The following is a 26,778-nucleotide window of genomic DNA, read 5'->3' as shown; positions in this document are numbered from 1 at the left end:
CGGACGTACGCCCCGCCTGATCCCCCCCCAGACCACCACCCCCCAACCGCAAATCCAACCGTCGCGCGTGGGGCGGCTCCCCCCCCCCCCCCCCCACGGACGTAGCTCCCCCCAAGGATTTCACGTACCTGAAAAGGACGGATTTAGCAGAATGGCGAACTACACCGCCGCTGACGTGAAGCGCCTGCGCGAGATGACCGGCGCCGGCTTCATGGACTGCAAGAAGGCGATGGAGGAGAACGACGGCGACTTCGACAAGGCCGTCGAGTTCCTCCGGATCAAGGGCGCCAAGGACGTCGGCAAGCGCGCCGAGCGCGCCACCGCCGAAGGCCTCGTCGCCGGCGACGGCGGCGTCCTGATCGAGCTCGACTCCGAGACGGACTTCGTCGCGAAGAACGCCGAGTTCCAGGCGCTCGCCGCGAAGATCGTCGAGGTCGCGAAGACCGTCAAGACCAGCGACGTGGACGCCCTCAAGGGCGCCGAGCTGGACGGCAAGACGGTCAACGAGGTCGTGCAGGAGCTGTCCGCCCGCATCGGCGAGAAGCTCGAACTGCGCCGCGTCGTGTCCTTCGAGGGCCAGACCACGAACTACCTGCACCGCCGCGGCTCGGACCTGCCGCCGGCCGTCGGCGTGCTCATCGAGTTCACCGGTGACGACACCGAGGCCGCCCGCGCCGCCGCCATGCAGGTCGCCGCGCTGCGCGCGAAGTACCTGACCCGCGACGAGGTGCCCGCCGAGATCGTCGAGAACGAGCGCTCCATCGCGGAGAAGACCGCCCGTGAAGAGGGCAAGCCGGAGCAGGCGATGACGAAGATCGTCGAGGGCAAGGTCAACGCGTACTACAAGGACAACGTGCTGCTCGAGCAGCCGTCGGTCAAGGACAACAAGAAGACCGTCAAGGCTCTGCTCGACGCGGCAGGCGTGACGATCACGAAGTTCGCGCGCTTCGAGGTCGGCCAGGCCTGAGGCCAGGTCCGGGCGTAGGTTTCACCCCCAGTGCCCCGTCTCCGTCCATCGGGGACGGGGCACTGTCAGGTCTAGATAGGGAACAAGGGTCGAGGGGCCTAGGAGGCGACATAGATGGGTGACCGGGTCGAAGGTGGCTACCGGCGGGTGCTGCTGAAGCTGGGCGGCGAAATGTTCGGCGGTGGTTCGATCGGCGTCGATCCGGATGTCGTCCACTCGGTCGCGCAGCAGATCGCCGACGTCGCCCGCACCGGCGTCCAGGTCGCGGTCGTGATCGGCGGCGGCAACTACTTCCGCGGCGCCGAGTTGTCGGTGCGCGGCATGGACCGCGACCGCGCCGACTACATGGCGATGCTGGGCACCGTGATGAACTGCCTGGCGCTGCAGGACTTCCTGGAGAAGGAGGGCCTGCCCACCCGCGTGCAGACCGCCATCACGATGGGGCAGGTCGCCGAGCCCTACATCCCGCGCCGCGCCGAGCGGCACCTGGAGAAGGGGCGCGTCGTGATCTTCGGCGCCGGGGTCGGCATGCCGTACTTCTCCACCGACACCGCGGCGGCGCAGCGGGCGCTCGAGCTGGGCTGCGAGGCCGTGCTGATGGCCAAGGCCGTCGACGGCGTCTACACCGCGGACCCGAAGAGCGACCCCACCGCCGAGATGTTCCGCGAGATCACCCACCGCGAGGTGCTGGAGCGGGACCTCAAGGTCGCCGACGCGACGGCGTTCAGCCTCTGCATGGACAACAACATGCCGATCATCGTGTTCAACCTGCTCACCGAGGGGAACATCGCCCGCGCGGTGAGTGGTGAAAGAATCGGCACGTTGGTCAGCACCCCCGCCGACGGGGTGCCGGCCTAGACCTGCTGGGATCAACCGCAGCGCCACCCATCACAACAACGGGAGTAGCCGTGATCGACGAGACCCTCCTCGATGCCGAGGAGAAGATGGAAAAAGCGGTTTCCGTCGCGAAGGACGATCTGACGTCGGTCCGCACGGGCCGCGCCACCTCGTCGATGTTTTCGCGCATCGTGGTCGACTACTACGGCGCGCCGACCCCGCTGAACCAGCTGGCCAGCGTGAACGTGCCGGAAGCCCGGATGGCGTTGATCAAGCCTTACGACCAGACGCAGCTGAACGCCATCGAGAAGGCGATCCGCGAGTCCGACCTCGGGGTCAACCCGAGCAACGACGGCAACGTGATCCGGATCGTCATCCCACAGCTCACCGAGGAGCGGCGCAAGGAGATGGTCAAGGTCGCCAAGAGCAAGGGCGAGGACGCCCGGGTGACCATCCGCAGCATCCGCCGCAAGGCCAAGGAAGAGCTCGACCGCATCGGCAAGGACGGCGAAGCGGGCGAGGACGAGGTCGTGCGCGCGGAGAAGGAACTGCAGAACCTCACCGACACCTACTCGCACAAGGTCGACGAGCTGGTCAAGCACAAGGAAGCCGAGCTGCTCGAGGTCTGATGGCACAGGTGAGCGAGGAACGCGAGGACCGGGTGGAAGCCACCGGAGATCACCCGGCGGCCGCTTCCGGGACGTCGGGGGCGGCCGAGGCCGGCGCTCCGGCCACGCCGGAGTTCCCGGGAACCACCGCGGCGAGCCGCACGCCGGAAGGCGCGCCGGTGACCTCGGGTTCCGCCAACGGGGCGACGGCTGTGCCGGAGGCCTCGGAGAACGGCGATGCGGGCCGGTTGCCGTCCGCCGGAACTGCCGCGGCGGAGACGCCGGTCGTGCCGGAGACCCCGCCGGGAACGGGCGAAGCGGATCGGCTGTCGGCCGCCGGAAGCGCCGGGGCGGCTGTCCCGGCCCCCGAGGCCAAGAAGGCCTCCAAGGCCGGCCGGAACCTGCCCGCGGCCATCGGCGTCGGGCTGCTGCTCGGGGCCGCGATCATCGTTTCCCTGCTCACCGTGCGCTTCCTGTTCATCGGGATCATCGCGATCGCGATCGCGGTCGGCACCTTCGAGTTCGCCGGGGTGCTGCGCCGGGTCGCCGACACGCGGGTCGCGATGATCCCGGTGCTCGTCGGCGGGCAGGCGATGATCTGGCTCGCCTGGCCGTTCGGCCGGGAAGGCGCGCTCACGGCGTTCGTCCTCACCGTGCTCGCCTGCCTGCTCTGGCGCCTGCCCGGCGGCGCGAAGGGCTACCTGCGCGACATCAGCGCGTCGGTGTTCGCCGCCGCCTACCTGCCGCTCTTCGGCGCCTTCGCGGCGATGCTCGTGCCGCCGTCGGACGGCGTCGGGCGGGTCCTGACGTTCCTGATCGGCGTCGTCGCGTCGGACACCGGCGGCTACATCGCCGGCGTGCTCGGCGGCAAGCACCCGATGGCGCCCACCATCAGCCCGAAGAAGACCTGGGAAGGCTTCGGCGGTTCGCTGGTCGGCGGCGTCGTGGCCGGCGCGCTGACCCTCAGCCTGCTGCTGGACGGCCACGTCTGGCAGGGCGTGATCTTCGGTGTCGCGATTGTGCTGACCGCGACCCTCGGCGACCTGGTCGAGTCGCTGATCAAGCGCGACCTCGGCGTCAAGGACATGGGCACGCTGCTGCCCGGGCACGGCGGGATCATGGACCGCCTCGACTCCCTGCTGCCGTCGGCGGTTGTGTCGTGGCTCCTGCTCTCGGCGTTCGTCCCGCTCGGCTGACCTGCGGTGGGAGCTTCCGCCTACCAGACGTAGGCGATGGTTCGTGGACCACCGAAGCTTCGGCGGGTTTCACTCAGGGCATGCCCACCGAAACCCGCGCCCCGGCGAAACTGGCGCTGACCGCCGTCTGCCTGGGCTTCGTGATGATCACGCTCGACGCGACCATCGTGAACCTCGCCCTGCCCGCGATCGGCGCCGACTTCGGCGAACCGTCGACCGCCGCGCTGCAGTGGGTCGTCGACGCCTACACCGTCACGCTCGCCGCGTTCCTGCTCACCTGGGGCGCCGCCGGTGACCGGTGGGGTTCGCGACGCGTCTTCGAGGTGGGTGTCGCCGTCTTCGTCCTCGCGAGCATCGGCTGCGCGCTCGCCGGGGACACGGCTTGGCTGATCACGGCGCGGGCCGTGCAGGGCGCGGGTGCCGCCGCGCTGCTGCCGTCGTCGCTCGCGCTGATCGTCCACCAGTTCCCGGACGCGCGGGAGCGGGCGCGCGCCCTCGGCGTGTGGGGTGGCATGAGCGGGGTCGGGCTCGCCGCCGGGCCGATGCTCGGCGGGCTCGCGGTCGGCCTCGCCGACTGGCGGCTCGTCTTCGCGGTCAACGTCCCGGTCGGCGTCGTCGCGATCGTGCTGACGCGGCGCGCGGTCGCGGAACCGCCGCGCCACGCCGCCACCCGCCTGGATCTGGCCGGGCAGGTGACGGGCACGGCGTCGCTCGCGGGGCTCGTCGCCGGGTTCATCGAGTCCGGGCACGCCGGCTGGCTCGCGCCGGGGACTCTCGCGCTGCTGGCCGGGGGAGTGGTGGCGGGCGCGGTGTTCGTGGCGGTCGAGAAGCGCGTCGGCGATCCCGTGCTGCCGTTCGGGATCCTGAAGATCCGGAACTTCGCGGTGGCCACCGGGATCGGCGGCTTGTTCAACTTCTGCCTCTACGGCACGCTTTTCTGCCTCGCGCTGTACCTGCAGCGCGCCTGGTCGCTCGGCGCGCTCGCCGCCGGGCTCGCCCTGGTGCCGCTGACGCTGGTGGTCGGGCTCAACGCGTTCTTCAGCGGCCGCCTGACCGGACGATCCGGCCCGCGCGTCCCGATGGTCGCGGGCGCGCTGGCGGGCCTGGCCGGTTCGGTGGGCTTCGCGCTGCTGCCCGCGGATCGCGCGCTCGTGCCGTTCGTCGTCGTCTCGGTCGTGTTCGGCTGCTGCTCGCTGGCCATGCCCGCGATGACGTCGCTGGCGATGAACTCCTTGCCGGGCAAGGCCGGGCTGGCCGCCGGCGTGCTCAACGCGTCGCGCCAGACCGGGGGAGCGATCGGGGTCGCGCTCGTCGGCGCGCTGCTGCCCGCCACCGGGATGTGGCTGGTGGCGGGCGGGTACGCGCTCGTCGCGGGACTCGCGTTCGCCGGACGTCAGTCGTCGTAGGGGTCGTCGACCTCGGCGCGGCCCCAGTCCTCGGAGACGCGCGAGTGGTCGATCACCGCGAAGACCGCACCCTCGGGGTCGGCGAGGATCGACATCCGGCCGAACGGCGTGTCGTAGGGCTGGATCACGACGGTGCCGCCGTTCATCAGCGCTTCGCCGGCGACGGCGTCGACGCCGCGGGCCGGGTCGATGTCGAAGTAGACGAGCCAGTGCGGCGGGGTGTCCAGGCTGTACTCCGAGCCCATCACGTACCGGTACAGCACCGGCTCGTGCTCGATGAGCCATTCGACGTAGTCGAGCGACTCGCCGTCGCCGATCTGGTGGCTCCCGTAGGTGAACAGCTTGGTGTAGAAGTGATCCGCCGCGACGCCGTCGTGGGTGTTGAGGTCCGCGCCGCTGAAGGTGTTGGGGATCCCGGTGACGAATTCCCAGTCCGGCGGCACCTCCCAGAACACCACCGGCGCGCCGCACGCGTCGTAGGCGTGCAGGATCGTGCCGCGCTGCGGGATCGGCATCGGCCCGAGCGTCAGCCGCCCGCCGAGGTGCTCCACCCATTCGGCCGCGCTCGCGGTGTGCGGCACGGACAGGTGCGGCATCCAGCCCAGCGGCGCACCCTGTGCGGCGCGGTAGAGACCGCCCACCGGGACGGTGTTGAGCGTCGCGATGGCGTACCGGCCGTCGGACGTCGCCGGGTCGCGCTGAGTGGCGTACGTCCAGCCGAAGAGGGCCCCGTAGAATCTCTCCGCCACGGCCTGTTCGCGGCAGGCCAGCTCGATCCAGCACGGAATTCCGGCCGGGACCGGGGACGACGTGGTGGACGGATCGATCGCCATGGGTGCTCCTCCCGAGACCCACCGAATTCTATGCGTGATCCGTAAGGTTTCCGCCAAGAATTCGCCGCCGGTGAATCACTGTCGGCGGGTGAAGGCCCCGAAAGGAGCAACGGTGCGGTGGTCGTCCCGGCGCGCGGAGGTCGTGCCGAGTCCGAACATCTGGTACTACCAGGCCGATTACGAGCTGGAGAACCAGGCGCAGGACAGCGGCGGCGAGATCTGGCGCGTGCTCCGCGAAGAACACGACTGGGCCGGCCGGGACGTGCTGGACGTCGGCTGTGGCGACGGGTTCCACCTGCCGCGCTTCGCCCGCGACGCGCGTTCCGTGCTCGGGGTGGAGCCCCACGAGCCGCTCGTGCGAAGCGCGCTGGAGCGCGTGAAGGGTCTGTCGAACGTGGACGTCAAGCTGGGCCGGGCCCAGCGGCTGCCGGTCCGCAGCGCGAGCGTCGACGTCGTCCACGCGCGCACGGCCTACTTCTTCGGGCCCGGCTGCGAGCCGGGGCTGGCCGAAGCCGAGCGGGTGCTGCGGCCGGGCGGGGTGTTCCTGATCGTCGACCTCGACGTGACCAGCGAGCCCTACGGCTCCTGGATGCGCGCCGACCTACCGCACTACGACCCGGGCGCCGTCGAACGGTTCTTCGCCCGGGCCGGGTTCGGCTGCCGCCGGGTCACCACCGAGTGGCGGTTCGAGACGGCGCGGGACCTCGAAGCGGTGCTGAAGATCGAGTTCAGCAAGCGAGTCGCCGAACAGGCGATCGCGGAGTCGGTGCAGCGTAATGGGAATCGCGCGCACGACCTGACGCTGCCGGTGGGCTACCGCGTCCACACGCGGGTCAAGCCCACCGGCCTCGTCCTGCCAGGTCACTCGGCTGCTTCTTCGGAAGGAGCCGAGGACTCGTCCTCGTCCTCGCCGAGGATGCCGTAGAGCGAGCGCCGGGCGTCGTTGAGCACCTCGGCCGCGCGGGCCTGCTGGCTCTCGGTGCCCGCGCGCATGATCTGCACGACGGCGGCGGCCAGGTTCTTGCCCGCCTTGGCGAGCCCGATCTCGGTCGGGTCGACGTCCTGCGCGATCTGCTCCCACGGCGGGGTGCTGTCCTGCTCTTCCGCGGCGGTGCGGCCGGCGTCGGTCAGCTCGAAGAGCTTCTTGCCGTGCTCGTCCTTGCTGACGACCAGGCCTTCGTCGGCCAGCAGCTGCAGTGTCGGGTAGACCGAGCCGGGGCTCGGCCGCCAGAAGCCGCCGGAGCGCTCGCCGATTTCGCGGATGATCTCGTAGCCGTGCCGGGGCTGCTCGGCGAGCAGCGCCAGGATCGCGGCGCGGACGTCACCGCGGCGGCTGCGCCGTCCGCCGTGACCCCGCCGGCCCGGTCCGTGACCCCGGCCGCGTCCGCCGCCGGGGCCGAAGCCCGGGGGGAAGTCGCCGAAACCACCGAAGGGTGCTCGCCCACGTCCCTGGGCGAAGGGGTGTTCCTGTGTGAAGGGGTGTCGTTGCCTACGCATGTCTGTGTTCCTTTCTCGAACTGTTGCGACACGTTCACGATATATCGGAAACAGTCGGATGACAACCTCGTCCCGGTGATGCCGCTCACGGAGCTTGAGCCTTCAAGTGCTGAGCCTTAGATTAGGCAAGCCTAAACACCTGTTAGCAAAGGTAACGACCAGTGCGCACCCGATCGCTCTCGCTGACGGCTGGGCTGCTGGTCCTCGCCGCGGCCGTCGCCGCCGCGGTGCTGCTCAGCGTCGCCGTCGGCACCCGCGGCCTGAGCCCGGGCACCGTGCTGGACGCGCTCTTCCACTTCCAGCCGGGCAACCCCGACCACCTCGTGGTCCGCGAACTCCGGCTCCCGCGCACGCTCGCCGGGGTGCTCGCCGGCGTCGCGCTGGGCCTGTCCGGCGCCGTCATCCAAGGCGCGACGCGCAACCCCCTCGCCGACCCGGGGCTGCTCGGCGTCAACGCGGGCGCTGCTCTCTTCGTCGTCCTGGGCATCGGCACCTTCGGCATCGCGAGCGTCGGCGGGTACGTCTGGTTCGGCTTCGCCGGCGCCGCGGCCGCGGGCGCCGTCGTCTACGGCATCGGCTCGCTCGGCCGGGTCGGGGCGACACCGGTGAAGCTCGCGCTGGCCGGGGCCGCGGTCTCCGCCGCGCTGGCCTCGGTGACCAGCGGACTGCTGCTGACCGACGCGACGACGTTCGACCAGTACCGGTTCTGGCAGGTCGGCTCGCTGGCGGGCCGGGACGCCACGACGATCACCCAGGCCGTGCCGTTCATCGTGGTGGGCGTGGTGCTCGCGCTGGTCGCCGCGCGGATGCTCAACGCGCTCGCGCTCGGCGAGGACGTCGCCCGCTCGCTCGGCCAGAACGTGCCGGCGGCGCGGCTCGTGTGCGCGCTCGCCGTGGTCGTCCTCTGCGGCGCGGCGACGGCGATCGCCGGGCCGATCGCGTTCGTCGGGCTGACGGTGCCGCACGTCGCGAGGCTGGTCACCGGGCCCGACCACCGCTGGCTGCTCCCGTACTCCGCGCTCCTCGCCCCGCTGCTCCTGCTGGTTTCCGACGTCGTCGGCCGCGTGGTCGCGCGCCCGGCCGAGGTCCAGGTCGGGATCATCACGGCGTTGCTGGGCGCGCCGGTGTTCGTGTTCCTGGTGCGCCGCCGGAAGGTCGTGACGGTGTGAACGCCGTCGAGGCGGTCGTCGCCGCGCGCCGCCGCGATGCGGTCCGCTCGCGATCGGTGTCGCTGCTGCTTTTCCTCGCGATCGTCGTCGTCTTCGCGGCTTCGCTGGCCGTCGGCGACTTCCCGCTGCCGATCGGCGACCTCCCCGGACTGCTCTTCGGCGACGACGTCGGCCGCGCGGCCTACGTCGTCACCGAACTCCGGCTGCCGCGGGCGGTCACCGGCCTGCTCGTCGGCGTCGCCTTCGGGACGGCCGGGGCGCTCTTCCAGCGCCTGCTGCGCAACCCGCTGGCCAGCCCGGACGTCATCGGCGTGACGCAGGGCGCGAGTGCCGCCGCGGTCGTCGCGATCGTGCTGTTCGGCGCCGCCGGCCCGGTCGTCTCCGCCGCGGCCTTGGCCGGGGCGCTGCTCACCGGCGCCGCGATCTACCTCCTGTCCCGCCGCGGCGGCGTGCACGGCTACCGGCTGGTGCTCGTCGGCGTCGGCATCGGGGCGATGCTCACCAGCGTCGTCTCGTACCTGATGACCTGGGCCGACGTGACGCTCGCCCAGCAGGCCCTGATCTGGCTCACCGGCAACCTCAACGCGCGGACCTGGGACCACGCCGGTCCCCTCGCCGCCGCGCTCGTCGTGCTCGTGCCCGCGGCGCTGCTGCTCAGCCGCGCGCTGACCGGGCTGCAGCTCGGCGACGACACCGCGGCCGGGCTCGGCCTGCGCGTCGAACGCAGCCGCCTGGCGCTGCTGGTGGTCGCGGTCGCGCTCGCCGCGTTCGCGACCGCGGCGGCCGGCCCGATCTCGTTCGTCGCCTTCGTGGCCAACCCGATCGCGACCCGGCTCGTCGGCGGCGCCCGCGCCGGGCTCGTCCCGGCCGCGCTGACCGGGGCGCTCGTGGTGCTGCTGGGCGACTTCGCGGCTCAGCACCTGCTGGGCGAGCAGCTGCCGGTCGGCGTCGTCACCGGCGCCGTCGGCGCGCCCTACCTGCTGTGGCTGCTCGCGACGGCGAACCGTGCCGGGCGAGTGTGAGAGGAACGCCGTGACACTGCACACCGAGAACCTCGAACTCGGCTACGGGCCGCTGCGCGTGGTCAAGGACCTGTCCGTCCGCATCCCCGAGGGGCGCGTGACGATGATCGTCGGGACCAACGCCTGCGGGAAGTCGACGCTCCTGCGCGGGCTCGCGCGGCTGCTCACGCCGACCGCGGGTGCGGTCTACCTCGACGGCAAGGGCATCACGACGTGGCGCAGCAAGGACGTCGCGACCGTGCTGGGCCTGCTGCCGCAGTCGCCGACCGCGCCCGAGGGCATCACGGTCGCCGACCTCGTCGGCCGCGGCCGCTACCCGCACCAGGGGATGTTCCGCCGCTGGAGCGACGAAGACGACGACGCCGTCGCGAAGGCGATGCTCGCGACCGACACCGTCGAGCTGGCCGGCCGCCCGGTCGACGAGCTGTCGGGCGGGCAGCGCCAGCGCGTCTGGATCGCCATGGCCCTGGCGCAGCGGACGCGGTTGCTGCTGCTCGACGAGCCCACGACGTTCCTCGACATCGCCCACCAGGTCGAGGTCCTCGACCTGCTCGCCGAGCTGAACGCCGAAGACGGCCGCACCATCGTCATCGTCCTGCACGACCTCAACCTGGCCGCCCGCTACGGCGACCACCTGATCGCGATGAAGGACGGCCGGATCGCCGCCGAGGGTGCGCCCGCCGACATCCTCACCGCCGAGCTCGTCGCCGACGTCTTCGGCATGCCCTGCCAGGTCATCCCCGACCCGGTCTCCGCCACGCCCCTGGTCGTCCCGATCGGCAGGCGGCGGGCCACTCCCCGAGAAGAAGGAACCCCCGATGCGTCCTAAGTGGACTCGCCTGGCCGCGGTGCTCGCGGCCGGCACGCTGCTGGCCGCCTGCGGCCACCCGGAGAAGCCGAGCACGTCCGGCGTCGGCGACCAGGACGTCGCCACCGGCGGCCGGCTGTTCTCGACCGCGGACACCGAAACCGCGAAGCTCGGCGCGGACGCCGGCCCGGGCGTCTTCCCGCGGACCGTCACCCACGCGCTGGGCAAGACGAAGCTGGACAAGAAGCCGTCACGGGTCGTCGTGCTCGACAGCGGCGAGCTCGACGACGTCCTCGCGCTCGGCATCACCCCGGTCGGCATGGCCACCAACGCCGGGCAGAACGACGTGCCCGCCTACCTGGCCGACCGCGCGAAGGGGATCCCCGCGATCGGCGGGATCAGCAACCTCAACCTCGAGGCGATCGCGGCGCTGAACCCGGACCTCATCCTCGGCAGCAAGCTGCGGGCGAACGACCTCTACCCGCAGCTGTCGAAGATCGCGCCGACGGTGTTCAGCATCCGCCCCGGGTTCCCGTGGAAGGAGAACCTGCTCCTGATCGGCGCTTCGCTGGGCGCGGAGACGCAGGCGACCGGGCTGCTGAACGACTACCAGAAGCGCGCGAACGAGGTGAAGGCCGCGGTCAAGGGCGCGCCGAAGATCTCGCTGCTGCGGTTCCACTCCACCGGCATCCGGCTCTACGGCAACCTGTCGTTCATCGGCGTCATCCTCAAGGACACCGGCCTCGCGCGCCCGGCCAACCAGAACATCGACGAGCTCGCCGCGCAGATCTCCAAGGAGCGCATCGACGAGGCCGACGGCGACTGGATCTTCTACTCCAGCCTCGGCGCCGGCCCGAGCGCGGACGAGAAGGCCGTCACGAGCAGCGGGCTGTGGGCGGGGTTGAGCGCGGTGAAGGCGAAGCACGCCATCCCGGTCGACGACTCGGTGTGGTTCCTCGGCCTCGGCCCGATCGGGGCGATGAAGGTCCTCGACGACCTCAAGAAGTACTTGGGCTGAGAAGATCGGGCCGTGCCGGAAACCATCGACGAGATCGACGCGCGCCTGCTCCAGGCGCTGGGGGAGGACCCTCGGTCCACGGCGGTCGCGCTGGCCGAGCGGCTGGGCCTGTCCCGCAACACGGTGCAGGCCCGGCTCGCGCGGCTGGAGCAGCGCGGCGTCCTCGGGTCGTTCGAACGCCGCATCGACCCGGCGCGGCTGGGCTACCCGCTGCGGGCGTTCGTCAACGCGCAGGTCGACCAGCGGCGCCTCGCCGAGATCGCCGACGCGCTGGCCGTGATCCCCGAGGTCACCGAGGTGTGCGGGCTGACCGGGGCGAGCGATCTGATGGTGCAGGTCGTGGCCGTCGACGCGGACGATCTCTACCGGATCGCCGGGCGCATCCTGGCCTCGCCCGGCGTGGAGCGGACGAACATCTCGCTCGTCATGCGCGAGCTCGTCCCGTACCGCCTGACGCCCCTGCTCGAGCGCGTGCATTCTGCGCACCCGGAGACCTGAGCCGTCCCTCGCCGGTGGGCATTCTGCGCACTTCCAATGGCCTCGGTTGTGCGTTGCGTCCACCAGTGGTGTCCTTGGGGGCGCTTCCTGCACGAAAGGTGTCGACGATGACTCAGGCCTCCCCGACGGCTCCGGCGACCGGCTCGGACGAGCTCGCCGCGATCGAACGGCGGGTGCTGTGGCTCGCCACCGCGATCGTGCACCAGGCCAACCGCGTCCGGCCCAACCCGTCCGGGCTCAAGGTCGGCGGGCACCAGGCGTCGTGCGCGTCGCTGGTCTCGATCATGACGTCGCTGTGGTTCCGGCACCTGCGTCCCGAGGACCGTGTCTCGGTGAAGCCGCACGCGTCGCCGGTGCTCCACGCGATCAACTACCTGCTCGGCGAGCTGGACGAGGCCTACCTGCCGACGCTGCGCGAGTTCGGCGGACTGCAGAGCTACCCGAGCCGCGCGAAGGACCCTGACCCGGTGGACTACTCGACCGGCTCGGTCGGCATCGGCGCCACCGCGCCAATCTGGGGTGCGCTGGCCCGCCGGTACCTGACGACGCGGGGCTCGTCCGCCGGCACCGGGCGCCAGTACTCGCTGGTCGGTGACGCCGAGCTGGACGAAGGCGCGATCTGGGAAGCCATCCTCGACCCGGGTGTCGCGGAGCTGGGCGAGATCGTCTGGATCGTCGACCTCAACCGCCAGTCGCTCGACCGCGTCGTGCCGAACATCGCGGCCGGGCGGCTGCAGGGCATGTTCGACGCGGCCGGCTGGCAGGTGCTGACGCTGAAGTACGGGCGGCTGCTGGAGGAGCTGTTCACCCGGCCCGGCGGCACCGAGCTGCGTGCGCGCATCGACGCGATGCCGAATCCCGAGTACCAGCGGCTGCTGCGCTGCGACGCGGCCCAGCTGCGCGACCGGCTGCCGGCGGACAACGCCGCGTTGGCTTCGTTGGTTGCCTCGCTGGACGACGCGACGCTGCTGGCCGCGATCCGCAACCTCGGCGGCCACGACCTCGGCTCGCTCGACGAGGTCTTCGCGTCCATTTCGGACAGCCGCCCGACGGTGATCTTCGCCTACACGGTCAAGGGCCGCGGCCTGCCGACGCAGGGGCACCCGCAGAACCACTCGTCGCTGCTGACCGTCGCGCAGATGGAAGAGCTGGCGACGTCGCTCGGGACGGATCTCGCGTCGCCGTGGCAGGGCTTCGCATCGGGCTCGCCTGAAGCTGTCTTGTGTGCTGAAGTCGCTACGCGCCTTCGCCGTCCCGACATCCCTTCGGCGCCTTCGCTGGACTTGCCGGTCGACATCGGGCGGACGCCGTCCGGCACCGCGACGACGCAGGCCGCGTTGGGACGCGTGCTGCTCGACCTGACGCGCGAAGCGCCCGAAGCGGCGAAGCGGGTCGTGACGGTCAGCCCCGACGTCAGCTCGACGACCAACCTGGGCGGCTGGGTCAACAAGGTCGGCGTCTGGTCCGCGACCGAGCGCCGCGACTGGTTCGACGACGACCCCGAAACGATCATGCACTGGCGCGAGAAGCCGACCGGCCAGCACGTCGAGCTGGGCATCGCCGAGACGAACCTCGTGGGGTTGCTCGGCGAACTGGGCGCGACCTGGAGCCGCTGGGGCGAGCCGCTGCTGCCGATCGGCGTCATGTACGACCCGTTCGTCGAGCGCGCGCTGGAGCCGTGGTCGTTCGGCATCTACGCGGGCGGGCAGTCGATCCTGATCGGCACGCCCTCCGGCGTCACGCTCGCTCCGGAGGGCGGCGCGCACCAGTCGATCACCACGCCGTCGATCGGCATCGAACAGCCCCGCTGCGTCAGCTACGAGCCCGCGTTCGCGATCGACACCGAGTGGACGCTGCTGGCCGCGCTCGGCCGGCTTGGCAAGCCGGGCGGCACGTCGTCGTACTTCCGGCTTTCGACGCGTCCGGTCGACCAGACCCTGGCCGGCGTGCCCGCCGACCCGGCGGCGCGCGGACGGCGTCGCCGTCAGGTCGTCGCGGGTGCGTACCTGCTGCGGCGCGCGGCGTCTCCGGCGGTCACGCTGGCGGCGATGGGCGCGCTGGTGCCGGACACCCTCGCGGCGGCCGAGCGGCTGGCCCAGGTGGGCGTCGAGGCCGACGTCGTGTGCGTGACCAGCCCGGGCCTGCTGTTCGAGGCTCTGCAGGCGCGGTCGGGCCGGGGCGGCGGGGAGTCGTGGATCCTCGACCAGGCCTTCCCGGCTTCGCGGGCGAAGCCGCTGGTCACCGTGCTCGACGGGCACCCGCACACGCTGGCGTTCCTGGCCGGGGTCAACCGGGTGCCGTCGGTCGCGCTGGGCGTCACGGGCTTCGGCCAGTCCGGGTCGCTGGAGGACGTGTACCGCCACCACGGCATCGACACGGACGCGATCATCCGGGCGGCGCTCGACGTGGTGGCCTGACCTGCCGGAACCCGGGCCGCCCCGGGCTCCGGCGCGGGTCTCAGAGGTCCCACTCGGCGAGCGGCTTGTCCAGCGCGTCGGTCCAGATCATCTTCGCGCCCGGCTCCAGCGGTGCGTCGAGCAGGACCTTGCCGGCCGCTTCCTCGCCCGGCTTCAGGTCCTTCAGCGGCAGGTCCGGCTCGGCGGCCGTCGCGGGCGCCATGCCGTCGGTGCCCTTGACGGTCTTGCCGTCCGGCGTCTTCAGCCAGACGTACAGCCCGTTCGTGCTGAACTCGCCCTTCTTGCCGACGATCTTCAGGTCGAACACGACGAAGCTGCCGGCCTTCGCCTTGATGCCCGGCGTCGTGCCCTCCTCGATCGTGCCGACCGAGTTGAGGGTGATGTCCGCGGTGTTCTCGTCGTCCTTGACGGTGATCGTCTTGCCGATCTTCTTGTCGGCCGGCTTGTCCGCGGCCTCGCTGGTCTTGCCGTCGGCGGTGCCGGCCGAGGCGGGGGTCGAAGTGGCGGAGCAGCCGGCGGAGACGATGAGCAGTCCGGCCGCCAAACCGGAGATCAGGACACGACGCATTTGAGGAACCTTTCGCACAGCAAGAAAATCTCCCCCAGTCGGAGAGGGAGGTGATCTTGCGACATCCCGCCACACGGAACGCACACAGTCACCTAGGCGAAGGTCGCACTCGCGAGCATCGTGTCCATCTTCTCGTCCCAGTCGCGGGAAGCCCCGTACTCGACCACGAGGATCTTGCTCGTCGGCAGCCACCACATGCGGACCTGGTTGTTCTGGCTCGCGTCCTGGCAGGTGACCTGCCACTTGCCGTACTCGGCCTTCTTCGGGCCGATCGGCTTGAACCCGGACTCGAGCAGGTCGCTGCCGGTCGCGACGGCGGCGTCCCCGGGCGGTGAGGTGGCGGTGATGCAGGTCGGGACGTCCGTGCCGGTGTACCAGCCGAAGGGCCGCTTCGCGCTGGGCAGGTTGATGGGCGCGTTGGGGTCCGAAGTCGCCTCGTGCAGGTCCAGCAGCCTTGCGTGGCAGACGGCGCCGCCTTCGCCGACGCAGCCGTCGAGCAGGCCGTCCTGGCTCTTGTCGGTGTACTTCGCGCCCACGGGCAGGGCGACGTGCATGGTCGAGACGACGATCTGCGGCCCGGCGACCTTGGTCACGGTCGGGACGGGCTGCGCCTGACCGCCGGTGGTGGTGCTGCAGGCGGTGGCGCCCAGCACCACGGCGACGGCCAGGATGAAACGGCTCCGCACGGGGTTCACCTCTTTCGTCCGCCCTTGGACTCACGAGCGCCCCGGCCGGTTTCACCGGGCGGTCGACAATCTAGCCAGGGCCGCCGGAGGCGCTGGGACGCGGTGTCGTCCACCGGGTCGCGGCTCGTCCGGTTCGCGGGGTGACCTGGGGTACACCCCGCCGGGGCGGCCCGGGCGGCGGCTCGGGGCCCGTGGGACACTGGTTCGGTTATGACTGCCCTCCCGCTCGTTTTCGACGCTCCCAAGCGCGGCCTGCCGCCGCGCCACCTCGCCGACCTTTCGGTGGCCGAGCGCGCCGCCGCCGTGGCCGAGCTGGGGGAGAAGCCGTTCCGCGCGAAGCAGCTGTCGAACCACTACTTCTCGCGCCTGACGGTCGACCCGGCGGAGATGACGGACATCCCGGCGGCGTCCCGTTCGAAGCTGGTCGAGTCGCTGATGCCGACGTTGCTGACGGAGGTCCGCGCGCTGGAGGCCGACAAGGGCGCGACGCGCAAGACGCTGTGGCGAGCCCACGACGGCACGCTGCTGGAGAGCGTCCTGATGCGTTACCCGGACCGCGCGACGCTGTGCATTTCGAGCCAGGCGGGCTGCGGCATGGCGTGCCCGTTCTGCGCGACCGGCCAGGGCGGTCTGGACCGCAACCTGTCGACGGCGGAGATCGTGGACCAGGTCCGTTCGGCGGCAGCGGTCATGCGCGACGGCGCGATGCCGGGTGGCCCCGGGCGGCTGTCGAACATCGTCTTCATGGGCATGGGCGAGCCTCTGGCCAACTACAAGCGCGTGGTGGCCGCAGTGCGGCGGATCACGGATCCCTCGCCGGGTGGGCTGGGGATCGGGCAGCGTTCGGTGACGGTGTCGACGGTGGGTTTGGCGCCGGCGATCCGCAAGCTTGCCGACGAGAAGATGCAGGTGCGTCTCGCGGTTTCGCTGCACACGCCGGACGATGAGCTGCGGGACACGCTAGTGCCGGTGAACGAGCGCTGGTCGGTGGACGAGGTGCTCTCCGCCGCTCGGTACTACGCGGATACGTCGGGTCGCCGGGTGTCGATCGAGTACGCCTTGATCCGGGACATCAATGACCAGCCGTGGCGGGCCGAGCTGCTCGCGAAGCGGCTGCGCAAGCACCTGGGCCAGCTGGTGCACGTCAACGTGATCCCGTTGAACCCGACGCCGGGGTCCAAGTGGGACGCGTCGCCGAAGCCGGTCGAGCGGGAGTTCGTGCGGCTGGTGAACGCGGGCGGAGTAGCGTGCACAGTGCGTGACACGCGCGGCCAGGAGATCGCCGCGGCTTGTGGCCAGCTCGCGGCCGAAGGCTGAGTTTTCGTTTCTACGATGGAGAGTTTGTCGTGATGTATGCCCCCAGCCTGCTGGACCCGGCTGCGGAATCGTTGAAGCTCACGGACTTCGCCGGCGCGACGGACGTCGCCCGCGAGGCGCGGACGCTGCTGGGTGAGCGGTTCAGCTCGGTGACGTTCATGTACGTGCTGATGCGCGCGTACGAGGTGGAGTACAACGCGGCGCGGGATGCTTCCCGGTGGCACGAGTTTCACGGTGGGCCGCGTGCTTTGTCGGATGCTGATCTGGAGAAGCTGCTCGCTCCGTGGCTCAGCCGCTGACCGTCTCCGACCTGATCGCTGCCGAGTGCCAACCGTCCACGACGGCTTGGACGTAGACCCTGGCAGGCACTTCTCGGTCTCCGCGGGTGCTAGTCGGACAACTCCAGGAGCGAGATCATCCGCAAGTACCGACCGGCAGGCTCCCTGCCCGTGCGTTCGACAGCGCCGACCAGGTCGGCGAGGAACCGGGCCGAGTAGCGAAGCAGAACCTCATTCGCTTCTCGAATCGGCCGGCCGTCGAAGAAGGCCACGTCGGAGTCCCGGGAGTAGAGCGGAATCTCGTCGAACGGTGACGACGGATGGTACGAATCGATGTCCGACCACTCGGCCGAGGCCGCCAGCGCGTCCAGTGCGCTCGTGAACGTACCGTCCAAGTTGCTCAACCGCTGACCGTTTCCGAGTCGCCGGATTCGGTGCTGGGAGGGGCTTCGAGAGGTTCGGGGCCCGGCCACACGAGCTGAACCAGTTCCTGGCCGGCGCGCCTGACCGACGTCACGCGGCCCGGCATCAGTGCCGATGGCCAAACTCCGCCCAGCAGTGGTCCCTCGAGGAAGTCGCCGTCGCCGACTACGCCCGGTGCCGCGATGTCGGCGAGGGTTTTCAGCACCCCCTTCCCGAGTGCTTCGCCCGCTCGTTCCGTGCGGCGGGCGATCACCACGTGCAAGCCGACGTCCTTCGCCTGCGGGAGGAACTCGCGCAGCGGCTCGAGTGGGTCGTCGCTGCCCTCGGAGACCAGCTCGGCGTCGTCCACGATCACGTACAAGTCGGGCCCTGACCACCAGCTGCGGTTCTTCAGCTGCTCCTGCGTGACGTCCGGTCCGGGAAGCCGTCGCCGCATCGATTCCCGGACGTCTCCGAGCATGGACTCGAGCTGGGGCCGGGTCACCGCGTAGGCCAGCAGGTGGTCCGCCGGCACGTAGCCGAGCGAGGTGCGGCGGTAGTCGACCAGCATGATCAGCGCCTCCGCCGGTGTGCGCCGCTCGACGATGCCGCTGATGATCGTGCGCAGCAGCGTCGTCTTGCCTGATTCCGGCCCCATGAACGCCACGAAGTGCGGATCGGCGTCGTACCGCCAGCAAGCCGGTGTTCCGTCGATGCCGACGCCGAGCGGCAAGGAGTCCCGCTCGGAAGTCGCGACCTCGCTGTACGGAACGTTGGTCGGCAGCGCGGTCAACTGCCGTGCCAGGTTCGGCGGCAGTTCCTCGAACGGCACCGGGGCCGCCTCACTGAGCCTGAACCGTGCCAAGCCGAAGTGAGAGCTCCTCAGGAACACCGCGCCGTCGAACTTCAGGCCTTCGTCGAAAAGCGCCGATGTGAACAGCGCATCGCCGCGGAAGCTCGCCGCCGTGAAATCCGCGCAGCACTCGAACCTGGTTCCGGTGAAGTCCGCTTCCGCGGTGAACTTCGCCGAGGCGAAGCCTGCCGCGTCGGTGAACGTCGTGCCGCCGAAGGATGCCTTGCCCACGAAGGTCGCCGACCGGAAGCCGGCCGACCGCACCCGGCAGCCGCTCAGGTCGAAGCCGAGCAGGCTCGCGCCGGCGAGGTCGACGTCGGTGTCCGGCCAGAACCGGTGGTCCGGCGCCTCGGGGCGCAGGTGGGCCGCCAGGACCTCGCCGACGGCCTGCCGGACGCGCCCCTGCTGCCCGATGTGGTTTTCGCGGCCGTCGACGACGTCGGCGGCCGCGTCGGTGAACATGCGCAGGTAGGCGCAGAGCACGTTGACGATCGTCTGCCGCTGGCCCGGGCTGTTCTGGCCGAGCCGCTCCAAGGCGTAGAGCCCGCCGAGCTGCACCGCCAGCCGGTCCGAGCCCAGCTGGTCGACCGCCGTGCTGTAGAGCTCGGTGAGCCTCCGCTCCGCCGAGTCCAGCCGGGTGTCCTCGGCCATCTGCTCCTGGAGCGCGTGCGTGCGCGCCGCCGCGGCCTGATCCAGGTCCTTCTGCTTCAAGCCGATTTCGGTGCTTCGCTGACGACGCGCGGCGAGGAGCAGGGCCGCCGCGCCACCCGTCCCGACCACGACGGTGCCCGCGGTCTTGATCGCCTCGAGCTGGTTCCGCTCCTGCGCGTCGCCGTGGCCGAAGGCGGTCAGCAACCAGACCGCGACCGCGACGCCCAGCACCACGATCACGGCGGACGCGTACCAGATCATCCGGATCGACAGGACGCGGTAAGGGACGCTCCCCGGCTCGCTCGGGCGGGATTCGCCGTCGTTCTCCACGGTGATCACCGTAGGGCAGAGCCGGGACGCTGGTGCACACTCGCAGCATGGCGTTGCGTGATCTCGGGGCTGCGGTGCGCTGGTTGCGCGAGAACACCGAGCCCGCCGTGGTGGGGCTGCCGGCGCGTGGTGTCCGGCGGGTTCGCGGGTTGCGGCGGGAAGAGCTCGCCGACCTCGCCGGGGTGTCAGCGGACTACGTGCGGCGGCTGGAGCAGGGACGCAGTCACCCCTCGGCGGGGGTCGTGAGCGCGATCGCGCGTGCCTTGCGGGTCAGTCGCGCCGACTACGAACGGCTCTGCGCTCTGGCCGGATATGCCGCCGCGGACGGGCAGGTTCCGCGCGCGGCCGGGGCAGGGGCGATGCGGCTGCTGGACCGGTTCGGGGCCACTCCCGTGTTCCTGACCGACGCGGCCTGGAACGTGGTCGCCGTCAACGGTGCTTGGCTGGCGCTCGAATGCGGGGCGCCCACCGGGCACGCCCGGGACTGGAACGTCGCGTGGCGCACCTTCCGCAGCGCGCTCGGCGGGATCAGCCGGACCGACGAGCGCGCGGCCGGATTCCAGGCGATGCTCGTCGCCCGGTTGCGCAGCACCTACGTCCGCTACCCGGTTGACGCGTCGCTCGCCGAACTCGTCGACGAGCTGCGGAGCACGAGCCGGCCGTTCGACACCCTGTGGCGCACGTCGAGGACGGTCGGCGCCTACGAGAACCGTGCCGTGTTCCGCCATCCCGAGGGCGGCGAAATCACGCTCGACGGCAACCTGCTCGACATCCCGGGCGATGACTTGATGGCGGTGGTCCTCACTGCGGCTCCGGGCTCGGCCGACGCGGCGCGGCTCGGTGAGCTCGTCGGCGCCTCCGGCAGGCCGTCCGTCGTCAGGGTGGGCCAAACCGGCCCAGGCTGAGCGGGCCGCCGGCCGCGATCCTGGGCCTCATGTGGATCACCGGCGTGCACAACGCTCAAGCTCCGCCCTTGCGGCGGCGAGGCGCGGCCGAGCGAGGCGGCGTCGAACGCATGTGGTCGCGCACCGGCGCCAGCAGGCCGGCCAGGGTTTCGACGTCCGCGCGGGAGAGCGGCTCGAACAGCAGGCCGCTGACCACCTCGATGTGACCCGGCAGCACCTTCGCGAGCAGCGCGCGCCCGGCCTCGGTGATGGTGACCGTGACGCTCCGCTCGTCGTCCGGAGCCGGGGCACGCACGACCAGGCCGGCCTTCTCGAGCAGACCGGCCTGGTAGGTCAGGCCGCTGCGGCTGTAGACGACGCCGTCGGCCAGGTCGGTCATGCGGTGACTGCCCGTCGGCGAGTCGCCGAGCCGGGCCAGGAGCTGGAACTGCACGTAGCTGAGCTCGCCGGCCTCGCGCAGCTGCTGCTCGACCGCGTGCCGGAGCAGGCTGGTCACCTCGACGAGGTCGAAGTACGCGCCGAGCTGCACCGGGTTCAGCGACGGATCAGGCATGACCGCAGTCTACTGCTTCGAATTTGAAGGAGTCGTGACCGGCATCACTTGCTTCGAATTTGAAGCAGATGTACTGTCGCCTTCAGTTGCTTCGAGTTCGAAGCAAACGGCATCCAGTGAAAGCGAGACTTCGATGAAGGCAGTGCGTTTCCACGAGTACGGCGAGCCCGGCGTCCTGCGCTACGAAGACGTCGAACAGCCCGTCCCCGGGGCCGGTGAGGTGCGGATCCGGGTCGCCGCGACGTCGTTCAACTCCGTCGACGGCAACATCCGCGGCGGCTTCATGCGCGGGCCCATCCCGGTGGTGCTGCCCCACACCCCCGGTATCGACGTCGCCGGCACGGTCGACGCGCTGGGCGAGGGCGTCGACGGCATCGAGGTCGGCGAAGACGTCATCGGCTTCCTGCCGATGGATGGCGACGGCGCCGCCGCCGAGTACGTCATCGCGCCGGCCGGGATCCTGGCGAAGGCGCCCAAGAGCGTTCCGCTGCCCGACTCCGCCGCGCTGCCGGTGGTGGGCCTCACCGCCTGGCAGGCGCTCTTCGACCACGGCAAGCTCGAAGCCGGGCAGCGCGTGCTGGTCAACGGCGCCGGGGGAGCGGTCGGCGGCTACGCCGTGCAGCTGGCCAGGCGGGCCGGTGCGCACGTCATCGCCACCGCCAGCCCGCGCAGCGGCGAGGCGGTCAAGTCGGCCGGCGCCGACGAGGTCATCGACCACACCACGACTCGCGTGACCGAGGCGGTGACCGAGCCGGTCGACGTCGTGCTCAACCTCGCGCCGGTCGACCCGGCCGAGCTGGCCGCGCTGGTCACCCTGGTCCGGCCGGGCGGCGTCGTGGTCAACACGACGGTGTGGATGCCCGCGCCCGCCGACGAAGAACGCGGCGTGCGCGGCGTGGACCTGTTCGTCCGCAGCGACGCCGAGCAGCTGACGCAGCTGGTGGCACTGATCGACGGTGGCGAGCTGCGTGTCGACGTCGCCCGGCGGGTCCCGCTGGCCGAGCTGCCGGCCGTCCACGCCGAGGCCGCGGCGGGCACACTGGCGGGGAAAGTCGTCGTCCTGCCGCCCACTGCCTGACCAAGACGGAGCGCCATGGCACCGGTACCCATCGCTCCCCGGGAACTGACGCGGGCGGAGCGCGAAGTCCTCGAATTCCTGGTGTCCGCGGACTTCGCCGGCGCGGACCGGCTTCGCGCTCAGATACCCCATTGCCGGGTGGTGGCGGTGTGGGTGGAGGGGCAGCCGAGCGTCGACCTCGCCGTGCCCGCCACCGTCGCGCCGGCGCCGGTCCCGGACGGGGAGCTACCGTCCGGGGCCGAAGTCCGCACCGGCGCGGGCGAATACGTCGGCGAGGTGCTCGTCTGGGTCGGCGGCGGTTACCTGGCGGCCGTCGAGTACGCGTGGGTCACCGATGAAGCACCCGATCGGCTGCCCGCTGTCTCGACGATGAAACTCGTCTAGCGGGACGGCGGCTGCCCACCCGATGGCTTGGTCGTGGTGTCCACTCCGACGTTGAGCGTCACCTTGTAGCCGCTCGTCACGTCTCCCGTCACCGTGGCGAGCTGCAACGCGCCGCTGTCGTCGCCGAACACGTTGTCCTTGCTCAAGCTCACCTTCGCGAGGTTCGAAGTGGACTGCTCGTAGCCGGGTTGGGCATAGACCGCCTCGCACACGTTCTGCGGCAACGCGACCTGCGACGTGGCGATCGCCTGGGTGGCGTCGGTGATGCCGGCCTGGTCGGGGTACACCTCGAAGTGGATGTGCGGCCAGCGGCCGTCGTAACAGGCGGGGAAGATGCTCGTGTAGCGGACCCGGCCGTCGGCGTCGGCGAGCTGGACGCCGCGCAGGTAGTTCTCGTTCTCGATCCCTTGGGAATACAGGGAATACCGGCCGGCGCGGTCGCAGTGCCAGACGTAGACGGCCACCCCGGCGAACGGCGAGCCGCCCTTGGCCAGGTCCGCCACCACCAGTTCCAACGTCATCGGCACGCCTTCGGCCGTGGCGCTGCCGGTGCCGAAACTGGACCGGATGTCCCCGCGGACGACGCCGCTCTGCTCGAGCACGTCCGGCCCGTTGGAGCCGTCGCCCGGGTACGGTCCCGCGGTCTCGTCCGGGATCTCGCCGGACGCGGCCGAAGCCGACGACGAAACCGATGACGACGTCGTGGCGGTGCCGCCGGAGCATGCGGTCAACACGGCACCGGCCGCGCCCAGACCGAGGAACCTCAGCGCCCGGCGGCGATCGAGCAGCGTTTCGACGTCGAAGCCGAGACCTTGGTCCACGACCTCGTCCCGCGGCCGGGGCAGTGGGCGGCCTTCGTAGGCCGGAGCAGGCTTTTCCATGCCTTCGACCTTGCTGGGTAAAGGTAGGGAGCCGTTGTGCGCGAGCTGTGCGGCGGCTTTGGAAAAGAACATTACGGACGAACGCGGTGCCTGGCGAGGGGCAGCCCTCGCCAGGCACCACGCGTCACGCGGGGTTGTCCAGCGTCAGCGCCGTGCAGCGGATGCCGCCGCCGCCCTTGCGGAGCTCCGTCGTGTCCAGCTCCGTCACCGCCAGCCCCAGCGACCGCAGGTCGGCCGCCAGCCGCGGGGCTCCCGCGGTCATCGTCACCGTGCGGCCGTCGCTGATCAGGTTCAGCGCGAACGCCGCCGCCTCGGCCGGCGACACCTCGATCAGCTCCATTCCCAGCCCCCGCAACGTACGCAGGCTGGGCGCGTCCAGCGCCGCCGGATTGTACGCCAGCACGGAACCCTGGTGGATCACGGCCACCGCCAGGTCGAGGTCGTACCACTGGGAACTCGTCGTCCGGAGCGGGACGATCTCGTAGTCCAGGTGCTGCTGAAGGGTCCGGAACGCGCGGATGTCCGTGCGCTGCCCGTGTGCCGCCAGCAGCAGCGGCCCGCACGCCAGCGCGTCACCCTGGCCGCTGAACGCGTAAGGCGTCGAAGCCACCTCGAACTCGTGGGACTCCAGCCACGCCCGGTGGTGCGGGGTTTCGTCCGCCCGCTCGGGCGGGAGCGTCGCCAGCACGGCGCGGTTTCCCTGGACCACCGCCGCGTTCGCGGTGTAGGTCATGTCGGGGCAGGACGGGTCCGCGTCGACGAACTCGATCTTGCGCCCCGCCGCCAGGTGCGCTTCCACGATGTTCTCGTGTTCCACGAGGGCGGCTTCGACGTCGGGCTGGACGCCGACGTGCATGTACGGGTTGATTTCGTAGTCGATGCGGAAATACCGCGCGGAACACATCAGGAGCCGTTGGTGGGTCATGAGTCACTCGATTCGTCGGACGGGCGGGTGAGGTTCGGGCTGGCGTGGGAACCAGCCCGGAGGCGCACGGCCGACGAAGCGAGCGAGCCGGGTCAGCCCAGGCCGCGCAGGCGGAACAGCTCGATCGTCATGAGGTAGCCCGGCTGCGACCGGGCCGCGTCGATGCGCTGCGCGACCGTGGTGGCCGACGGGGCCGGACGCAGGGCCGTGCTCACCGCGCGCACCAGTTTGGCGATCATTTCTTCTCCCTTTCTCCGTGGAACTCCGGGGAAACTCAGGGTGCCCGGGGGCGGGGTCCGGGGTCTGGCCAGATCCGGACAGCTTCGCGGTCATCGCGTCGCGTTCAGGAAGCCGATGACGACGGCGCCCCACCAGCACAGCTGCGAAACCGCGGTGGTGAGCCCGCCCCGGACGAGCAGCCGGAAGGAAACCGGGCCGTCGGCCAGTGCCATGCGGTTGCCCAGCACGGTCGCGTGCACGCCGTTGACGGCGAGCACCCCGACGAGGCACAGCTTCACGATCGTGGCGGTGGAACCGAGGTTCGGCGACAGCAGCGCGCCGCTGGCCACCAGGCCCGTCAGCCCGCCCCAGACCAGCAGGTGCAGCCGGGAAGCGCTGCGGACGGCTTCGGCGAACGGCACGCGCCCGAGCGCCCACAGGGCGAAGAAGTAGTCCGCGACCAGGACCGCGCCGAAGCCCAGGATGAGGGAAGCGAGGTGCGCGAACAGCGCGATGTCGTGCCACGCCGTGCTCGGCCGCAGCTGCGTCGACAGCCAGATCGCGCCGACGAGCAGCATGATCGAAGCAGACATGGCGTAATACGCCGCGTAGCGTCGGTGCACACCGGGCCCCGGCGGACGCGGGGTGGGCGGGATCCGTACCGGGATGCCGTTGTCGAGCATGACCTGTCCTTCCGGGAAATCCGTGGGGGAACGGGTTCCGCCGGAACGACCGGTGTGTCCGACCTGCCTGCGTCAGCGAAAAACCCGTGCTCTGCTGATTACAGGCCATCGCGGACTTGGCTGGGAGCGTTGTCCGCAAAGGACAATCAATCCCGCGCTTTCGGGGAGAAGACGGGGACGGCGGCGCCGTTGCCGGACCGTCCCGGTGCTATGCGGACACCGGCCCCGCGAAGGCGGAAAGGTCGTGTTCGCCGCTTTCGACGGTGCTGAGCACGAAGTCGCGCACGGGCGGGAGCAGCGCGTGGCCGTCGAGGTACGGGTCGGCGTGCGTGAGCAGGCCGGCGTCGGCGATTTCCTCGACGAGCTCGTCCAGCGCCGCGGACACCGCGTCGAACCCGCCGGCCGGGGTCCGCGCCAGCCGCTCCAGCAGCTCCCGCGCGGGCGTGCCGAGCGTGCGGTAGGCCGACTCCAGGCAGTCGCGCAGGGAAAGGTCCCCGACGCTCAGCCAGTCCGCGGTGTTGCCGTTCAGGCGCCATTCGTCGACGACCCGCCGCAGCGTCAGCCGCGGCCGCGAGGCGATCTTGCGCAGCGCCAGGTCGAGCGCGAGCGGCAGGTCGCCGCACAGCTCGGCGAGCCGGTCGCTGTCGGGTCCCGCGGATACGGCGACGTGCGGGAGCGCCGAGGTGATCATCGCGATCGAGTCGCCGCGCGGCAGCGGCGCCAGCTGCAGCCGGTGGACGTCCCGCAGGCCCAGCAACCGCTTGCGGCTGACCAGCAGCGTCGTGCTCGTGGTGGTCTCGGCCAGCAGCGGGCGCACCTGCTGCTCGTCCTGGACGTTGTCCAGCACGACCACGAGCCGGCGTTCGGCCAGCAGCGTGCGGTACAGCCCGGCCCGGTGGTCGAACGTGCCCGACAGCTGGTCGTCGTCGACGCCGAGCGCGCGCAGGAAGCCGTCGAGGACGTCGGCGGTCGCCGGCACCGGGGGAGCGCCGCCGCCGTGGCGCAGGCCGCCGAGGTCGGCGTAGAGCTGCCCGTCGGTCTCCTCCGTCGCGATCGAATGCGCGTAGTGCAGCGCGAGGTCGCTCTTCCCGACCCCGGCCGGGCCGCTGATCACCAGCGGGGTGTCGCGGGGCGATCGCAGCCAGGCCAGCTCGGCCGTGCGGCCGGTGAACCCCCGGGGGCGCTGCGGTAGCTGTGCCGGGTGCGGCGGGGTGCCACGCCGCTGGAACAACGTCGGTCTTCTCTTGCGCCCCCCGAACGGAGGCTGCGTATACCCGCTGGTCGCGGCGTGCCAGTGCCGGCGCCACGCCTCGTCGTCGCCACCGCACGCGGCGACGAAGGCGAGTGTCACCTGCAGCGACGGCATCCGGTTGCCGCTCGCCGCGCTGGAGAGCACCGACGACGAGAACATCGCCGACCGGGCCATTTCCCGGTAGGTCGGGTTGCCCGCCCGTGCCCGCAGTTCGCGCAATTCCCGAGCGAACTGGGTGGCGATGCCACCGGAGGTGTTGACGGGCTTTTCTGGTCTGCCCATGTGAATCCCCTTCCCCTCACTCACTCAGCGTCGCTCTTCGCGGCCGGTGTCTCTTCCGCTGTCTGGCGGTCTCGTTAGCCCGTTCGTGCATTTCTCTGACGCTCGGTTGATCATTTTCCGATGCCCGTTTGCGGTATTTCGGTGAATTGTGACAACACTCGACGGCCCGGCGCGGGGGGGGGGCCGCGGGGGGGGGTGGGGCGGCCCCCCCCCCGGGGGGGGCCCGCGCCGCCGCGCGGGCGCCCCCCGCGGGGG

29 protein-coding genes are annotated in these 26,778 nt (G+C 71.0%); 17 read left to right on the top strand and 12 right to left on the bottom strand.

The window, feature by feature from the left end; all coding sequences use genetic code 11:
* Positions 1-151 precede the first annotated feature (151 nt).
* From tsf to QQ657_RS54535, 5 genes are all read left to right on the top strand, one after another.
* Positions 152-967: a translation elongation factor Ts gene (gene tsf, locus QQ657_RS54555; protein WP_284750390.1), complete on the top strand. Its 816-nt coding sequence runs from the start codon at positions 152-154 to the stop codon at positions 965-967.
* A gap of 114 nt (positions 968-1,081) precedes the next feature.
* Positions 1,082-1,825: a UMP kinase gene (pyrH, locus tag QQ657_RS54550; protein ID WP_284750389.1), complete on the top strand. Its 744-nt coding sequence runs from the start codon at positions 1,082-1,084 to the stop codon at positions 1,823-1,825.
* Positions 1,826-1,875: 50 nt separating this feature from the next.
* Positions 1,876-2,433 carry a ribosome recycling factor gene (gene frr, locus QQ657_RS54545; protein ID WP_155545327.1) on the top strand — a complete coding sequence of 186 codons (558 nt, stop codon included), beginning with the start codon at positions 1,876-1,878 and terminating at the stop codon, positions 2,431-2,433.
* A 305-nt stretch (positions 2,434-2,738) separates the two neighbouring features.
* Positions 2,739-3,608, top strand: a complete 870-nt coding sequence (locus QQ657_RS54540; protein ID WP_285484979.1) for a phosphatidate cytidylyltransferase — start codon at positions 2,739-2,741, stop codon at positions 3,606-3,608.
* Between the two features lie 80 nt (positions 3,609-3,688).
* Positions 3,689-5,014 (top strand): MFS transporter, encoded by a 1,326-nt coding sequence (locus tag QQ657_RS54535; RefSeq protein ID WP_284750387.1) that lies wholly within the window; start codon positions 3,689-3,691, stop codon positions 5,012-5,014.
* Here QQ657_RS54535 and QQ657_RS54530 read toward each other — a convergent pair.
* The gene (locus QQ657_RS54530; protein WP_284750386.1) at positions 5,002-5,847 is read right to left on the bottom strand and encodes a VOC family protein; all 846 of its coding nucleotides are present in this window, start codon (positions 5,845-5,847) and stop codon (positions 5,002-5,004) included. The two genes, QQ657_RS54535 and QQ657_RS54530, sit on opposite strands and share 13 nt — an antisense overlap.
* A gap of 112 nt (positions 5,848-5,959) precedes the next feature.
* Between QQ657_RS54530 and QQ657_RS54525 the strand changes: the two genes are divergently transcribed.
* A complete protein-coding gene (locus tag QQ657_RS54525; protein ID WP_284750385.1) occupies positions 5,960-6,772 on the top strand; it encodes a class I SAM-dependent methyltransferase in 813 nt (270 codons plus the stop codon).
* Here QQ657_RS54525 and QQ657_RS54520 read toward each other — a convergent pair.
* Positions 6,709-7,344, bottom strand: a complete 636-nt coding sequence (locus QQ657_RS54520; RefSeq protein WP_284750384.1) for a PadR family transcriptional regulator — start codon at positions 7,342-7,344, stop codon at positions 6,709-6,711. The two genes, QQ657_RS54525 and QQ657_RS54520, sit on opposite strands and share 64 nt — an antisense overlap.
* 161 nt (positions 7,345-7,505) lie before the next feature.
* On the opposite strand from QQ657_RS54520, the gene QQ657_RS54515 reads away from it, so the two are divergent.
* The 6 genes from QQ657_RS54515 (at position 7,506) to QQ657_RS54490 (ending at position 14,276) form a co-directional block, all read left to right on the top strand.
* Positions 7,506-8,513, top strand: coding sequence for a FecCD family ABC transporter permease (locus QQ657_RS54515; RefSeq protein ID WP_284750383.1), 1,008 nt, complete (start codon positions 7,506-7,508; stop codon positions 8,511-8,513).
* Positions 8,510-9,535 (top strand): FecCD family ABC transporter permease, encoded by a 1,026-nt coding sequence (locus tag QQ657_RS54510; protein WP_284750382.1) that lies wholly within the window; start codon positions 8,510-8,512, stop codon positions 9,533-9,535. Before QQ657_RS54515 ends, QQ657_RS54510 begins: the two co-directional genes overlap by 4 nt.
* Positions 9,536-9,545: 10 nt before the next feature.
* On the top strand, positions 9,546-10,364 hold the full coding sequence (locus tag QQ657_RS54505) for an ABC transporter ATP-binding protein (RefSeq protein ID WP_284750381.1): 819 nt from the start codon (positions 9,546-9,548) through the stop codon (positions 10,362-10,364).
* Positions 10,354-11,361 carry an ABC transporter substrate-binding protein gene (locus QQ657_RS54500; protein ID WP_284750380.1) on the top strand — a complete coding sequence of 336 codons (1,008 nt, stop codon included), beginning with the start codon at positions 10,354-10,356 and terminating at the stop codon, positions 11,359-11,361. Before QQ657_RS54505 ends, QQ657_RS54500 begins: the two co-directional genes overlap by 11 nt.
* 12 nt (positions 11,362-11,373) lie before the next feature.
* Entirely contained in the window at positions 11,374-11,859 is a 486-nt protein-coding gene (locus QQ657_RS54495; protein WP_284750379.1) for an Lrp/AsnC family transcriptional regulator, read from the top strand.
* Positions 11,860-11,966: 107 nt separating this feature from the next.
* Positions 11,967-14,276: a transketolase-like TK C-terminal-containing protein gene (locus tag QQ657_RS54490; RefSeq protein WP_284750378.1), complete on the top strand. Its 2,310-nt coding sequence runs from the start codon at positions 11,967-11,969 to the stop codon at positions 14,274-14,276.
* Positions 14,277-14,316: 40 nt separating this feature from the next.
* On the opposite strand, the gene QQ657_RS54485 is transcribed toward QQ657_RS54490, so the two are convergent.
* Both QQ657_RS54485 and QQ657_RS54480 read right to left on the bottom strand, forming a co-directional pair.
* The gene (locus tag QQ657_RS54485; RefSeq protein ID WP_284750377.1) at positions 14,317-14,844 is read right to left on the bottom strand and encodes a DUF4352 domain-containing protein; all 528 of its coding nucleotides are present in this window, start codon (positions 14,842-14,844) and stop codon (positions 14,317-14,319) included.
* A 92-nt stretch (positions 14,845-14,936) separates the two neighbouring features.
* Positions 14,937-15,530: a hypothetical protein gene (locus QQ657_RS54480; RefSeq protein ID WP_284750376.1), complete on the bottom strand. Its 594-nt coding sequence runs from the start codon at positions 15,528-15,530 to the stop codon at positions 14,937-14,939.
* A gap of 210 nt (positions 15,531-15,740) precedes the next feature.
* Between QQ657_RS54480 and rlmN the strand changes: the two genes are divergently transcribed.
* Together rlmN and QQ657_RS54470 are read left to right on the top strand one after the other, a co-directional pair.
* Positions 15,741-16,847 (top strand): dual-specificity RNA methyltransferase RlmN, encoded by a 1,107-nt coding sequence (gene rlmN / locus QQ657_RS54475; RefSeq protein WP_284750375.1) that lies wholly within the window; start codon positions 15,741-15,743, stop codon positions 16,845-16,847.
* Positions 16,848-16,879: 32 nt separating this feature from the next.
* Complete coding sequence (locus QQ657_RS54470; RefSeq protein ID WP_284750374.1) at positions 16,880-17,146, top strand: hypothetical protein; 267 nt, start codon at positions 16,880-16,882, stop codon at positions 17,144-17,146.
* 89 nt (positions 17,147-17,235) lie between these two features.
* On the opposite strand, the gene QQ657_RS54465 is transcribed toward QQ657_RS54470, so the two are convergent.
* Both QQ657_RS54465 and QQ657_RS54460 read right to left on the bottom strand, forming a co-directional pair.
* Complete coding sequence (locus tag QQ657_RS54465; protein WP_284750373.1) at positions 17,236-17,529, bottom strand: hypothetical protein; 294 nt, start codon at positions 17,527-17,529, stop codon at positions 17,236-17,238.
* The gene (locus QQ657_RS54460; protein WP_284750372.1) at positions 17,526-19,361 is read right to left on the bottom strand and encodes an FtsK/SpoIIIE domain-containing protein; all 1,836 of its coding nucleotides are present in this window, start codon (positions 19,359-19,361) and stop codon (positions 17,526-17,528) included. The genes QQ657_RS54465 and QQ657_RS54460 overlap by 4 nt, the downstream gene beginning before the upstream one ends.
* A gap of 47 nt (positions 19,362-19,408) precedes the next feature.
* On the opposite strand from QQ657_RS54460, the gene QQ657_RS54455 reads away from it, so the two are divergent.
* Positions 19,409-20,266: a helix-turn-helix domain-containing protein gene (locus QQ657_RS54455; protein ID WP_284750371.1), complete on the top strand. Its 858-nt coding sequence runs from the start codon at positions 19,409-19,411 to the stop codon at positions 20,264-20,266.
* A gap of 55 nt (positions 20,267-20,321) precedes the next feature.
* Here the strand turns inward: QQ657_RS54455 and QQ657_RS54450 are convergent, their stop codons facing one another.
* Complete coding sequence (locus QQ657_RS54450) at positions 20,322-20,819, bottom strand: MarR family winged helix-turn-helix transcriptional regulator (RefSeq protein WP_284750370.1); 498 nt, start codon at positions 20,817-20,819, stop codon at positions 20,322-20,324.
* Positions 20,820-20,952: 133 nt separating this feature from the next.
* Between QQ657_RS54450 and QQ657_RS54445 the strand changes: the two genes are divergently transcribed.
* Entirely contained in the window at positions 20,953-21,897 is a 945-nt protein-coding gene (locus tag QQ657_RS54445) for an NADP-dependent oxidoreductase (RefSeq protein ID WP_284750369.1), read from the top strand.
* A gap of 15 nt (positions 21,898-21,912) precedes the next feature.
* A complete protein-coding gene (locus tag QQ657_RS54440; RefSeq protein WP_284750368.1) occupies positions 21,913-22,281 on the top strand; it encodes a hypothetical protein in 369 nt (122 codons plus the stop codon).
* Here QQ657_RS54440 and QQ657_RS54435 read toward each other — a convergent pair.
* From QQ657_RS54435 to QQ657_RS54415, 5 genes are all read right to left on the bottom strand, one after another.
* Positions 22,278-23,162, bottom strand: coding sequence for an intradiol ring-cleavage dioxygenase (locus QQ657_RS54435; RefSeq protein WP_284750367.1), 885 nt, complete (start codon positions 23,160-23,162; stop codon positions 22,278-22,280). The genes QQ657_RS54440 and QQ657_RS54435 overlap by 4 nt on opposite strands.
* Before the next feature lie 124 nt (positions 23,163-23,286).
* Entirely contained in the window at positions 23,287-24,087 is an 801-nt protein-coding gene (locus tag QQ657_RS54430; RefSeq protein WP_284750366.1) for a dimethylarginine dimethylaminohydrolase family protein, read from the bottom strand.
* A 92-nt stretch (positions 24,088-24,179) separates the two neighbouring features.
* Positions 24,180-24,326 carry a hypothetical protein gene (locus tag QQ657_RS54425; RefSeq protein WP_284750365.1) on the bottom strand — a complete coding sequence of 49 codons (147 nt, stop codon included), beginning with the start codon at positions 24,324-24,326 and terminating at the stop codon, positions 24,180-24,182.
* A gap of 90 nt (positions 24,327-24,416) precedes the next feature.
* Positions 24,417-24,899 carry a hypothetical protein gene (locus tag QQ657_RS54420; RefSeq protein ID WP_284750364.1) on the bottom strand — a complete coding sequence of 161 codons (483 nt, stop codon included), beginning with the start codon at positions 24,897-24,899 and terminating at the stop codon, positions 24,417-24,419.
* Between the two features lie 298 nt (positions 24,900-25,197).
* A complete protein-coding gene (locus QQ657_RS54415) occupies positions 25,198-26,523 on the bottom strand; it encodes a helix-turn-helix domain-containing protein (RefSeq protein ID WP_284750363.1) in 1,326 nt (441 codons plus the stop codon).
* Between the last annotated feature and the right edge of the window lie 255 nt (positions 26,524-26,778).

Source organism: Amycolatopsis ponsaeliensis, assembly GCF_030182635.1.
GTDB lineage: Bacteria > Actinomycetota > Actinomycetes > Mycobacteriales > Pseudonocardiaceae > Amycolatopsis > Amycolatopsis ponsaeliensis.
This window is presented reverse-complemented; position numbering and strand designations above follow the sequence as displayed.